This is a genomic window from Chryseobacterium sp. FR048 (assembly GCF_056844665.1).
Genome location: NZ_JBXDSE010000004.1, coordinates 205,361 through 218,474 on the forward strand (window position 1 = coordinate 205,361; position 13,114 = coordinate 218,474).

The 13,114-nt window shown below is 33.1% G+C and carries 10 protein-coding genes; all 10 read left to right on the plus strand.

Annotation, left to right across the window (positions count from 1 at the left end):
• Nucleotides 1-65 precede the first annotated feature (65 nt).
• Nucleotides 66-1,355, plus strand: a complete 1,290-nt coding sequence (locus AC106K_RS13440; RefSeq protein ID WP_482446047.1) for a hypothetical protein — start codon at nt 66-68, stop codon at nt 1,353-1,355.
• Nucleotides 1,352-2,068 carry a hypothetical protein gene (locus AC106K_RS13445; protein WP_482446049.1) on the plus strand — a complete coding sequence of 239 codons (717 nt, stop codon included), beginning with the start codon at nt 1,352-1,354 and terminating at the stop codon, nt 2,066-2,068. The genes AC106K_RS13440 and AC106K_RS13445 overlap by 4 nt, the downstream gene beginning before the upstream one ends.
• Nucleotides 2,055-4,379, plus strand: coding sequence for an ATP-binding protein (locus AC106K_RS13450; protein WP_482446050.1), 2,325 nt, complete (start codon nt 2,055-2,057; stop codon nt 4,377-4,379). The genes AC106K_RS13445 and AC106K_RS13450 overlap by 14 nt, the downstream gene beginning before the upstream one ends.
• Nucleotides 4,380-4,464: 85 nt before the next feature.
• On the plus strand, nt 4,465-4,797 hold the full coding sequence (locus AC106K_RS13455) for a hypothetical protein (RefSeq protein WP_482446052.1): 333 nt from the start codon (nt 4,465-4,467) through the stop codon (nt 4,795-4,797).
• A 90-nt stretch (nt 4,798-4,887) separates the two neighbouring features.
• Complete coding sequence (locus tag AC106K_RS13460; protein ID WP_482446054.1) at nt 4,888-6,378, plus strand: recombinase family protein; 1,491 nt, start codon at nt 4,888-4,890, stop codon at nt 6,376-6,378.
• Nucleotides 6,365-6,529 (plus strand): PTS sugar transporter subunit IIBC, encoded by a 165-nt coding sequence (locus AC106K_RS13465; RefSeq protein ID WP_482446056.1) that lies wholly within the window; start codon nt 6,365-6,367, stop codon nt 6,527-6,529. Before AC106K_RS13460 ends, AC106K_RS13465 begins: the two co-directional genes overlap by 14 nt.
• A gap of 1,433 nt (nt 6,530-7,962) precedes the next feature.
• On the plus strand, nt 7,963-8,805 hold the full coding sequence (locus AC106K_RS13470) for an RteC domain-containing protein (RefSeq protein ID WP_076352060.1): 843 nt from the start codon (nt 7,963-7,965) through the stop codon (nt 8,803-8,805).
• Between the two features lie 317 nt (nt 8,806-9,122).
• Entirely contained in the window at nt 9,123-9,422 is a 300-nt protein-coding gene (locus AC106K_RS13475) for a helix-turn-helix domain-containing protein (protein WP_076350974.1), read from the plus strand.
• A 72-nt stretch (nt 9,423-9,494) separates the two neighbouring features.
• Complete coding sequence (locus AC106K_RS13480) at nt 9,495-10,907, plus strand: DUF3945 domain-containing protein (protein WP_123871839.1); 1,413 nt, start codon at nt 9,495-9,497, stop codon at nt 10,905-10,907.
• 11 nt (nt 10,908-10,918) lie between these two features.
• Complete coding sequence (locus tag AC106K_RS13485) at nt 10,919-13,003, plus strand: type IA DNA topoisomerase (RefSeq protein WP_482446059.1); 2,085 nt, start codon at nt 10,919-10,921, stop codon at nt 13,001-13,003.
• Nucleotides 13,004-13,114 lie beyond the last annotated feature (111 nt).

Consider the following 13,114-nt stretch of genomic DNA (forward strand, 5'->3'; position numbering starts at 1 on the left):
AAAATGTAGATTGCAGTAACCATGGAGTCATAATTAAAGTAATAAAAATTCTATTAGATAGTTACATGAGTACAGATGCTACACCAAGTTGGTCAGGATATATTTTTCAGGGAGAAGTAGCCCTATGTAAGGCAATTGAAATCATCAATACTTGCGGAGATGATATTCCTGCACATTACTGTTTAAGACTTGAACAAGATGAAGACTTTTCCATCAAAACAGATGCATTAGAAGTTTTTCAGGTTAAGGCATACCTTAGCAAAGATGCTGATAAGTTAAGCAAATACAAGGGGATTATCGAGGAACTAATAGACAAATATCACTATTCTAAAACTGTAAAAAAAGATCAAAAAGATGGAAGACGAAAAATTGAGTTTTATGGGTTGAATAAAAGAAAGCGACCAATTCATTGCTCTTTGATCACCGACAAAGTGATCATCGATTATGAAACAAATCTGCAATCTTTTAATCAGCGTTATCAAAATATCGAATTTGAAAAATTTTGTGTAATACAAGGGGTCTATAAATTAAAAAATATTTCAGATAAGATTGATGAGGAAATAGCCAAGTTACTACCAGCTAAGACTCCTATTGGGGATATTGTACTTAAAAGAAATTTTTGCCTGAATAATATTGTTAATCTGATTAAAGAGCGGCATCGAACAAAAAGAATAAGATCTGTTTCACTAAGAGAAATTAAAACTTGGATAGATAAGTCGGATATTGCATTAAATAGCGATATTTTCTGGCTAACTATTGTAAAATCCTTTTTAAAAAAGCTTGCGGAGCCAATGGCTGTATATGATTTAAATGATCATAATGAAGCAATATTAAATGCCAAGTTATCTGATTGTTGTGAAAGCTTAGATAATTTGGGGTTTGAAGGGGTAAAGAAACTAATCAAGGAACGTGTCAATGCTCATAAAGCTATCAGTGATCGTGATATACGAGAGGATTTAGCTTTATATATGGATGCAGTGTTTATTCATAGTATAATACTTAAAGCCATTGAAGGAATTGATTTACCTCCAATTTATAAAGATCTCGCTTTCGATTATAAGAAGGAAAAATATCAATTATCACTTATAAGCTCAAATATAAGTAACCCTCCAACCAGTTTTGATAAAATTCTGCTTCAAGGCTATTTCAAAAATATCCATGAAAATAACCTTAGTGATGTAGATTATATTATTACAGAACAAATTTCTTATGATAAAGGAAAAGTTACTGATCTTAGAAGAAATATAACGGATGTTCCTGAAACTTTTTTAGATGAGACAATTGATATTACAAATCCTACAAAGAACTATGCATTAAAAAAATTGTCTGAAACAATTATTGACTTAAACTCATGAAAAAATTAATTGAACAGATCGCAGAAGCCAGTGGATTACAAACTTTAAAACTTTTTGATGATAAATTGAATCCCACTTTATTATATTTTGAAGATAGAGATGATTTCTACATTTTAATTTGTTCAACGTATGATAATATACTACAACAAATAGGAGTTCAGGATGATATTAAAATTCTGGATTATGCTATTAATGCCTATTTAGATACTATCAAAAGCTATGATCAAATAAAGGCTTTCGGGAATATTATTGATTTTAATTTGTCAAGTATTGTTGTAGTTGAGTTAGTAACTCTTGATGATGAAGGGGTTTTGAAAAATATTCATAAGATTGAAGAGGATTACAAGATTGCAAAGAAATATATTTTACCATATCTCGGTTCTGATTATGAAATATTGGCCTCTGAAATTGATGGTACGGCTGATGAAAAACTACCTGAGAAAATAAATGATTTGGCTCTTAAGAATAGTGGTTTTATTAATAATAAGGAAGAGAGTTGGTATCAGCTTATAATGAATCTTTTTATAAAATTACCATTCCTGAATTACAAAAGTGGAAGTTTTGGACTCACTACTGTATCACAATTGTTTGCAGATGGCTTATCTGATTACGAGAAAAGTTTACTCAAAATTATCAATGATAATTATGAAGTCAATATGGATGTTGAAACTTTTATATCACAATTTAAAATTGACTCTGATGAACAAATTTAAAATATCTAGCCTTTATATAAAAAATTTCAAGTGTATTACTGAGTCGGATTTTAATTTTGATGGGAGACATTTGGTAGTATATGATGGCCCTAACGGTTATGGAAAGACCACTTGTTTTGAAGCAATAGAAATTTTATTTGCAGGAAATCCTAGAAAATCAAAAACTTCTTTTGTTGATAAAAGATATAAATTTAAAGATAGCCCAATCCATAAGTACAACGGACAAGAAATCATAATATCAGCAGTTCTAAAGAATAATACTGGTAATACTATAAAAATAAAACGTGTTTTCCCTGCAGCAAGTACTAGTTCTTCGGCTGATAATAATTTTGGTAAGGTTTTTACATTGTCGAAATTATATGTTAATGATAATAAAGATGAAACTACCATAGAGGAAGTCGAAAGACTTTTACAATTCGAGAATGTTGAATCATTATTTAATTTACTCAATTATGTAGAGCAAGACGAAAATACATATTTTTTGAAGAAAGATCCCAAAAATAGATATACAACATTGGAGTCTTTATTAGGTGGAGAAGAGGAGCGCTTACAACTTAGTAAAGTCAATGATACAAAAGAACAGATAAAGAAGAAGATCAAAACCTATACTGATGAGGTAAGCATATTAGAAAGTAATAATCTTTCAACAGTATCTGGTACTATATCAAACATGACATATTTTAGGTTATTAGAAGATAAGGATTTCGAATGGGATCGAGAAGAAATAAAAAATACTAATCCAGACGTTCATCAGCTGTACCTGGGAGAATTAGATAAATTAGACTACTTGATTCTTAATAGAAAGGAAGTAAGTAAAATTTTATTGAACCATAGAATTAATATATTCATCAATACAAATGCTCATGATTTTTTTGTACGATATTATTGGAGTATAACAAACTTGGCTAAATTAAAGGAGGAGAATGATAGAAGAATTGCTATAGACCGTACGGTAGAGAGAAATTTAGTAATTCAGGGTTTTATTAATAGACTAGAATTTAGGGAACTAGGTGAGGTTGCTGAAATAGAATTTCTTTCACAAAAATCTGGAATAAGTGAACTCTTTACGGCTTTTACAACTACGTTAAGATCTATTTTATCCATGGAGGAACATCTTACAACGGACAACCGGATTTTGTCAGATTTAAGAGCTAAACGTGAACAGCTTGTAAACATAAATAATCAGTATAGAGAAGCCATTCCAATCAAAGATAGTGAATGTCCTACCTGCGGTTACGATTGGGAAACTTCGACAGAATTGATAAAACATATAGAAGAAACTGAATCAAAAATTTTCGCTGGTTATTTGGAGAATAATGTAACTTTTGAGCAGACAAAAAAAAGTTTTAGTGAAACGGTATTAAAGGCTATAGATGAGTTTCTGGAAACAGAAATGATATCATTAAATGAAGAAAAAAATAACCTTGTCGAATCTCAAATTTTTGCTCAGCTTTTGGATTATGCTGGAAGAGTCACTGAATTTGATACTTTTTTAAACTTATTTAATAGTCCGGTAAAAGAACAGATATTACACTTAATTAATCACAGGAATATTGAAAATATTGATGCAGTGAAAGAAAGTCTTTTGGAACTTTTAAATCATAATAGACCTGCTATTGATATTCCATTGGATCAGTCTACAATAAGAGATGATTTCAAATACTATTTTAATGATAGTATTGATGAATTGAAAAAGGTTTCTTCAGAGTTATTAGTTGAAAAACGAAAATATGTACAATGGCTTTTTTATAATGCTATAAGCCATAATATTACTTTGAGACAAAATAAAATTGCAAAGTTAGGCAACGCACTATCCAAACTTGAACAATTGTCACAGAATATGAATAATCAGATTAATAGATACACAAATAGTATTGTTGAAAAGATAAAGATCCCATTTCATATCTACACAGGTAAAATTTTGCAGAATCATAGCTTAGGCTCAGGTTTAAATATAGATTTTGAAATGGAAAAAAAAGAGAAACAGTTGTACATAACACCTTGTTACAAAGATCAGGAAGTAGCATTTACATTAAGTTCTGGGCAACTTTCTGCGACGGTAATATCTCTGATGTTGGTTTTAAATAAAGTATTTAATAAGTCTCAGCTAGGAATGATTTTCATTGATGATCCACTTCAGACTCTAGATGAAATCAATGCACATTCTCTGGTTGAATTATTAAAATACAATTTTGCAGACCAACAGATTGTTCTATCTACACACGAGGACAAATATTCAAGATTCATACGATATAAGTTCGATAAGTTTGGATTAAGCAATAAAAACATAAATATGAGGGAATGGAATTAAAATTAAAGCTTTAAAAGAAGAAAAAGAGGTAAGTATATTACCACATTGGCTTGAATGCAATTCATTACCTCGAAATAATGAGTGGGTGTCATTCGTTGATTTAGTTAAAAATAATTCTGAGAAAATATTTAGCAAATTCGTTGAAATAAATGTGCGCAAGCACTTATTATATAAAGGCAAAGAATGGCTAAACGAAAATAAGAGCTTTCTTACCCAAGATGAGATTAACTTTCTTGGACTTATTGATATAATGAATAATAATATTAATGATGGCGTTTTGGATTTAAATAATTTTGAGTTATCAGATGATAATAGCCAGAGAATAGAATTTATGTTTGATGAATTAGAAAACCTGATTGATGAAAAGAAAAAGCAATTACTTAAAATAAAGAAATTCTATATTAAGAAGAAAACGTAGAGTTGTGAAAACGTTAATATAGAATATGTGGTTTATTATTTCATATGATTAAAAATATTAATTTGTAAATCAAATAAATACATTAATTATATGAAGTCAGCCTATTTATATGTCCGTGTAAGTACGGACGAACAAAAAAGAAAAGGTTACTCCCTGCCTGAGCAGGAGGATAGATTATTGAAGTATTGTAAATATAACAATATCGAAGTCAAAGGAATCTATCGTGAAGATTATTCTGCCAAAAATTTCAATCGACCTGAGTGGAAAGAATTGTTTTCAGAAATTAAAAAGAAATCATCAGGAGAAGATAAAAATATACTATTTATAAAATGGGACAGATTCAGTCGTAATGTTGAATATGCTTACGAAATGATTGGAAAGCTGCGAAAATATAAAACGACAGCAATGGCTATTGATCAACCAATTGATTTCTCTGTGCCGGAAAGTACCGTTATGCTGGCTGTATATTTAGCGGTTCCGGAAGCGGAAAATACTCGGAGGGCTCAAAATACAGCAAATGGTATTCGTCGAGCGAAGCTGATGGGTAGATATCCTAATAAAGCACCTATTGGATTTATTAATTTGACATTAATGGATGGTAAAAAAGCTATTGCTCCTAAAGAGCCTGAAGCTGATATTATAAAGTGGTCTTTTCATCAAGCTGCCCAGAACGATCATAAGATTTCCGAAATAATGAAAATGGCTAATGAAAAAGGATTGATATGTTCACGGTCACACTTTTTTAGAATTTTACGGAATCCAGTTTATTGTGGGCTTATATCAGTCAGAATTGAACCCAATGAAGAGCAAATGATAAAAGGTTTGCATGAACCTTTAATATCAGAGTCGTTATTTTACCAGGTTCAGTCTGTTATTAATACAAAAAGAAAAACTACTTCTAAAAAAAATGATTTGAAAGAGCTATTTTTTCTTAGAGGTTTTTTGACTTGTCCTATTTGTGATCGAAAACTTAGTGCAAGTATTTCACAAGGTCGATCAAAAAAATATCCATATTATCATTGTCAGGATGGCTGTAGGACAAGGATAAATGCAGTTTTTCTGAATGAATGTTATCAAAATAAGCTTCAACAGTTGATACTATCAAATAATGCAGTTGAATTATTTAGGAATATTTTGGAAGGGCAGAATACAAAGACGCAGAAAGCGAGTTATCTATACACTCAAAAATTATTGGAAAGAAAAATAAAAGAGGAGGAGCTAATCCTTTCTAGAGGTAGAAAACTATTTATTGCAGGAATATTGAAGATTGATGACTATAATGAATTAAAAAAAGAACATCAAATTAATACTAGAAATCTTAGCAAGGAAACGCGTGATATTGTTCTTAAAATAAAAGCTATCGACAGAAAGAATCAAATAGAGGATAAAGCGCTAGTTGAAATTTTTCAAAAATTTTCCGAGTTTGATACTTCAGACAAAAGATATCTTGTTAATCTTATTCCGCCGGTTGATATTGACTACCAAACAGGAAGTCTTTCTTTAGGGTTGAATCAAGCATTTTCAAAAATATTATTAAAGAAAAGTAACCGAAAAACTAATAAGAAAAATGAATTTCATTGATAAAAATGTTTCGGTTGAGCAAGCAATTATTCTTCTGGCCAAGAATGGAATTCGGGTAAATGAGAAGGAAGCTAAAATTATATTGGAATTATTATATTTAGTATCCAAAAATTATGATAAGCCAAAAGAGAAAGAAATATTAGAACCTTAATGGGATTTCAAACCAAGCTTAAGTGCCGATGAAATCTCTGATAGAGCACTTTTAGACTGTCAATTTCAGATAGACTAAGGTTTTCATACGGAAAAAATCAAACCATAAAATATCAGACTGTAAAAGTTTGATATAGAGATTTTTATGCATAAAAAAAGAGAGACAACTATCAAATAGTTGTCTCCTTAAGTGAACTCGCTGGTAGGCTATCCAAACTATTTTTATAACGATATTGAAAATATCTTAGAGTTATGTGGTTGAAAATAAAGTGTTTATGATTTTGTTCTTTTTGTTTGATTCCTGTTAAGTTATCTTCATGAGATTGTAATTTTAAAATATTTCAATTCGTAGTTCGAATCTTTCGCGCGCCTACTAACCAATTATTTTTATCTGTAATGGTAAATTTTTAGTGTGATTATTTGCCAGCACTGATTTGGCCTTTCTTTTTTATTCATAATTTTAAAATTAATCTGCAAGAGTTTTGACTTATAAAATATTTGTCCTTTTTATATGGATGTTTGCTATATTTTTAGAGAAGTAGCACTAATTTAACAAATTGGCTGTCAACAAAGATAGAATTGAAATTCTTATCCTATTTAGTCTAAAGATTTCCTAATCAAAAAAGGAATTTTTCTCCGTATGAATTGGAGCACTTGGACGAAACAGCTTTACATTTTTTAGGGCAGATCGATCTAAAACCTAAACCATCAAAATTCAAATTTTAATAAAAATTATAATCTTACGGGTAACCGTAAAAATAAAAATATCTGCAAATGTAATTTAGCAATATGATTAAAATAACATTACCAAGTAGCGATGCGATCAAGGCTATCAACGACGCTAAAGAGGACTGCCTCCAACCAATTGGCTTTTTTATAAAGTACAAGGTTACATTTAATAAATTAACAATGGAAATCGAGCCAAATGAAGGATTTGAATATGATCCATCTGATATTTTTCATCTCGCATGGTACGCTAGAGAATACAAGTAAGGCTATTAAATTCTTGAACGGAAAGATTTAATTACAAAAATTCCCAGATTAGATTAGGGTACAATAGAAGAGATTACTTAAATGGTGGTCTCTTTTATGTATTAATTCTAACCAGAATTTTGATTAAAAATCTTTTGTTTCATTTTATATTAGATAAAAGGAATAAATTTCAATGGTTTAATTTTTACAGTATCTTAAAGAATAATCTTTGTTTTATTGGAGAATAATAATTTTTTAATGAGCAAACATATTTCATTCAATTGCAGATTATGAGTATATTGGTACGAATTCTGATTTAGTGTCGGCGAATAATAACTGGCCTAAACTATTGATTATTAGAAAAAAAATATATTGTATATTTAATTTTATATCTCAACGTGGAGAGATATAATTTAAAGGGAAAACGACTGTGTGGAGGTTATTCACTTTAAAAAAGTAACCATGAAACAATTATATAAAAATATTCTATTATCAATCGAACAACAGGAGAAGAATCTAGAACGAAGTACGAAAAGCACCATTGAAGAAGCTTATCATATGGTTTCTTTTCTTCGCCAATTATTAAGCGATCTTAAAACCCAAATTGCAAAAAATGGTTTTGCTACAGCCGACGACGAAGTAGTCTTTTTTAAGACTGTCAAGCCCGAGATTTTAGGAAAACTCATTTACTACAATAAGCTTGTCCGTTTGGAAGTTATTAACCCGGAACTTTATGATTTGGTACAAGCTTATTACAACGAGCAGATCAAGCTTTTAAATAAAGAATATAAAAAGCACCTGGAGAGTTCGGATTTTTACTGGTATTATCGTTCTGGTCGCTGCGATAAAGACAATTCATATTTTAGATTAGGTAATATTAATTTCTTCGATGGTGTAGACAGTTTTTTCTTTGAAGTTGATATTGACTTTTCTACCTATTATGATTATAAAGTCGCTCAGATCATAGCGATGGACTTGCTTTTTTCCTATTATTTATCGAAAATTAGTCAGAAAGACTCCAATAATACCGGTAGTTCCCCTATGCCTGAAAATGGAAGTTTTTCTTGGACGGATTCCAAGAATGCGTTAATTGAACTGATTTATGCGCTACATGCAGCAGGTAGTGTGTCTAATGGCAGAGCTGGCCTGCGAAAAATGAGTAAACTATTTGAGGAAGTGTTTGAAATCAAATTGGGGGATATTCATCATGCATTCCATCAGATGAAGTTCAGGGCAGGAGAGAAAACCAGCTATTTACTTTTCTTAAAAAGTTCTCTAGAACAATATATGGATAGAGAACTTTAAGGTAGGTAGTAAATCTATTGTACAAGACAGGTAATCATATCGATGACCTGTTTTTTATTGCCGAAATTTATACTGTCCTGTTATACTGAATTCATTCGTAGAATAACTAACCTGAAATTTACACAACTGGCTTCGACAGTTCATACTTTTAGTATGTACCAATATACTAGTCATAGGATACCAATGCAAACTGGCGCCACTATTAAAAAAATAACGAAAAAAAAGTTCATTTCTCTTGGTACATCCTTGGTAGTACCTTGTACGATTTAGCGGAAAATCAAGGCCAATTTTGGTATGTAAACCAAATGTAAAAGGCTATGAATATAGATCGAGTTGAATTCCTCGCGTGGATGGATCGTATCATGAAGCGATTTGATATACTCGCAGGGGATCTTGAAATCCGCGACAAAAAGAGATTGAGTATCGACGGTGATGAACTGCTCGATAATCAAGACGTGCTTCAAATGCTAAAGATCACTTACCGATGTCTTCAGCGTTACCGTACAATCGGCAGAATAAAGTTTTTCACTATCAGTGGTAAAATTTATTACAAGAGTTCTGATGTGCAACAGTTTATTAGAGACAGCTATCACGGCGGAAAATATAGGCAAAAATAGGTTTCTAACGGAATAGATATAAAACTGCAACAATTCCCATTCTACTTTCGATAATCTTAAAACTTTTTTATTATGAACGAACAAACAATCACTGACGAAAAGGTAGCCAAAGCGTTAGAACCGCTGTCCGATATCCTATTGGTTCTTGACAAAGTTAAGAACAGGATTGAAGCAGTAAAAGGAGTAGATAAGGATGGGAAACTGGAAACAGGAGAACCTAAGCAGAAGAATTTGCTGGATTTTATGCGCGTAGACAAAAATGACATTTTCAGCAATTTCTTTTCTAATTTCTGGCGAAAGCTCAACGATCCCACAGGATACAAGTTCTTTAAAATTGCGGACATTGATATGGAGGCAGTTGCAAAAAGACTACAGTCCGCGCTCGATAATCCAACACCAGAAGGAAATAAATTGCTGGAGGCATTGGAAGTGAAACATGACAATAAACAAAAAAAGCAGGATATGGAAACGAAACAAGAAGTAAATCAAGGGAAAACCAAAGATGATACAAAAAATGTGTATCGTTATAATGCAGATGAAATTGACTGGAATACAGCTCATAAATTTGGCTTGAACAGGGAGCTGTTAGAGAAAAATGGACAATTGGACAAATTGCTAAAAGGATACAAATCAGATACAATATTTAAGATTGAAGGAAATTTTGAAGGGCTGGCATTAAAAGGTGATGCTCGCCTTTCTTTAAGACAAGTCGATAATAAGATTGTTATTTTGACGCATGGTATACGACATAAAGCTCCTTTGGAAAATCCTTTTTATGGCCATAGATTTACTAGAGAGGATAAGGAGAACCTGATAAAAACTGGAAATATGGGACGGGTGGCTGAACTGACGAATACACAGGGTATTTCAGTAAAGTCCTTGATCAGTTTGGACAAATATACAAAGGAGCCGGTATCATATCCGCTTGAATGGATTAAAATCAATGATAAATTCGGTGGTGTAAAGTTAAGTAAAGAACAAAAACAGGAACTCATGGAAGGAAAGCCGGTGCTTGTTGATGGTATGGTAAATACAAAAACAGGGGAACTGTTCAGCCAAACGTTGCAGTTCAGTGCGGATGACAGAAAAATTGTATTTGCTGGCAATAAAGAAACCCTAAATATTGAGCAACAGCTTACAAGGGTAATTCCACCCGTCTTCAGAGATCGACAGCTTAGCGAAAAAGAACAGGATCAGCTAAAAGAGGGTAAAGCTATTTATCTGGAAGATCTTGTCAATAAGGATCAAAATAGAATATATTCAGGTTACGCCTTCTACAATGAACAAAAAGGAAAGGTTGACTTCTCCTTCCAGAAACCTCATTTGGAAAATCAGCTGGAGCAAGTCCTTGGTGATACAAATCAAGAGAAGAAACAGCGACAATCTCCGGTGCAAAAAGATGATTCAAAACAGGCCGCACGTAATACTGCAAAGACTGATGCGCAAGAAAGAAAGACACCTACAAGACGACCGAAACTTCACTAAAGTAAGCCATTATGAAAGCAATCTTAGCAGAAAAGCCTTCTGTAGCACATGAACTAGCCCGAATTGTAGGAGCGACTGAAAGAAAAGATGGATATTTTTTGGGGGGTGATTTTATGGTCACATGGGCTTATGGACATCTTGTAGGACTGGCGATGCCTGCGGACTATGGAATAAAGGGATTCAACAGGGAATCCCTTCCTATCATACCAGAAAATTTTATGCTTACCTGTAGAAAAGTAAAGGCTGGTAATGGTTATGTTTACGATGAAGGTTCAAAACGGCAATTAGAAATAATTGGCGAAGTTTTCGAAAAGTGCGACAGCATTATTGTTGCTACCGATGCAGGTAGGGAGGGTGAAGTAATTTTCCGATACATATATGAATATTTAGGCTGCCATAAATCATTTGAGAGGCTTTGGATCAGTAGTTTAACAGAGAAAGCAATCATAAGCGGATTAAACAATTTGAAGTCCGGGGCTGATTTTGATGGTCTTTATTATGCGGGACGCGAGCGGTCACAGTCTGACTGGATGATAGGGATCAATGCCACGCAAGCCCTTACGATCAGTTTAGGGGATGGTTTATATTCTTTAGGACGTGTTCAGACACCTACTTTATCGCTTATCTGCAAAAGATATATAGATCATAAATCGTTTGAAGTAAAAAGCTATTTCCAGATTGAGCTGGAACATCAAAAAGAGGGGATTATTTTCAAGAGTTTATCGGTTGATGAATGGGAAGAACGAACTAGAGTAGAATCTGCAATAAGATCTATTGAGCGTGCAGGAACTGTACTTGTTGTGGATGTTGAAAAGAAATCCGGTTCCTTGCAGGCACCATTACTTTTTGATTTGACAGGCTTACAAAAAGAGGCCAACAGGAAGCTGGGTTTTTCCGCGGAAAAAACACTGGAAATAGCGCAGATCTTGTATGAGAAGAAATTGATAAGTTACCCCCGTACGGGATCAAAGTACATTCCCGAAGATGTCTGGAGCGAAATTCCAAATCTGATTGTCGCTTTAGGGGCTTCCAACGCTTTTAAAGAAAAGGTTGAAAAAGTTAAATGGGAGAGATATAACAAACATATCGTCAATGATGTGAAAGTGACTGACCATCATGGAATTTTAATAACGGAGAATATACCTAGTATTTTGAATGCGCAGGAAAATGCACTGTATGATATGATCGCCTGCCGAATTCTTGAAGCTATTTCACCAGCCTGCCATAGGGAAACTACTTCGGTAACGTTAGAAATCCTACATTATAATTTTGCAATTAAAGCAATAAAGATTACTTCCCCAGGCTGGAAGCTGATCAATGGAAATTTTAATGAAGACGAGGAGGACAATGTTTTTGACCTGCCGGAACTCCACAATGGCGATCTCTTACAGGTAACCGCTGCGACGCTTCTTTCCAAAAAAACAAAGCCACCTGCATTATATACTGAAGCAGAACTTTTATCAGCAATGGAAAATGCCGGTAATACCATTGCGGATATTGAGGAGAGAAAGGCACTTAAAACCATTGGAATAGGTACACCAGCTACCCGTGCTTCGGTTATTGAAACGCTTTTCGACAGGGATTATATCCGCCGGGAGAAGAAGTCGATCATTCCTACTGAGAAGGGCCTTCTTGTTTATCAGATCGTAGCGGATAAAAAGATAGCAGATGTTGCTATGACGGCGCAATGGGAACTTGCATTTGAAAAGATACAGAATAATGAAATGTCTGCTACGGAATTTCATGCTGAACTTGAGAAGCTAACACAAGAGGTTACCAAGGAGCTCCTGACCGAGAAAATTACGGAAGCGGGTCCTCAAGATCTATACTGCCCAAAATGTAGTAGTAAAGCCTATTTGCGTGAAAAGGTAATCAAATGCTGTAGTGATGAATGCGGATGGATACTTTTTCGAAAGGTGTGCGGAATACAATTAACATATAAAATTGTAGAAGCTTTGCTTACCAAGAAAAGAACACCATTGATCCGCAAGATGGTCGGTCACAGTGGAAAGCCATTTGATGCCTATATTGTGTTATCGGAGGACGGTACTACTTCTTTTGAATTTGAGCAGAAAAAGAAACGAAAGTTCAGATAATTTTCATGATGTGATTTGGTGTGAAGCCTGAGATCCCCGGTGATTTCAGGCTTCTTTTTTTTTAACTCATTTTTTCAATTAGGAAAATGACGGACTTCTTAGGTTAGAATA

What these genes read in the sequence shown, in the direction of transcription:
- AC106K_RS13440 (WP_482446047.1), top strand. Translation starts at nt 66, where the DNA reads ATGAGTACAGATGCTACACCAAGTTGGTCAGGATATATTTTTCAGGGA.
- AC106K_RS13445 (WP_482446049.1), top strand. Translation starts at nt 1,352, where the DNA reads ATGAAAAAATTAATTGAACAGATCGCAGAAGCCAGTGGATTACAAACT.
- AC106K_RS13450 (WP_482446050.1), top strand. Translation starts at nt 2,055, where the DNA reads ATGAACAAATTTAAAATATCTAGCCTTTATATAAAAAATTTCAAGTGT.
- AC106K_RS13460 (WP_482446054.1), top strand. Translation starts at nt 4,888, where the DNA reads ATGAAGTCAGCCTATTTATATGTCCGTGTAAGTACGGACGAACAAAAA.
- AC106K_RS13465 (WP_482446056.1), top strand. Translation starts at nt 6,365, where the DNA reads ATGAATTTCATTGATAAAAATGTTTCGGTTGAGCAAGCAATTATTCTT.
- AC106K_RS13470 (WP_076352060.1), top strand. Translation starts at nt 7,963, where the DNA reads ATGAAACAATTATATAAAAATATTCTATTATCAATCGAACAACAGGAG.
- AC106K_RS13475 (WP_076350974.1), top strand. Translation starts at nt 9,123, where the DNA reads ATGAATATAGATCGAGTTGAATTCCTCGCGTGGATGGATCGTATCATG.
- AC106K_RS13480 (WP_123871839.1), top strand. Translation starts at nt 9,495, where the DNA reads ATGAACGAACAAACAATCACTGACGAAAAGGTAGCCAAAGCGTTAGAA.
- AC106K_RS13485 (WP_482446059.1), top strand. Translation starts at nt 10,919, where the DNA reads ATGAAAGCAATCTTAGCAGAAAAGCCTTCTGTAGCACATGAACTAGCC.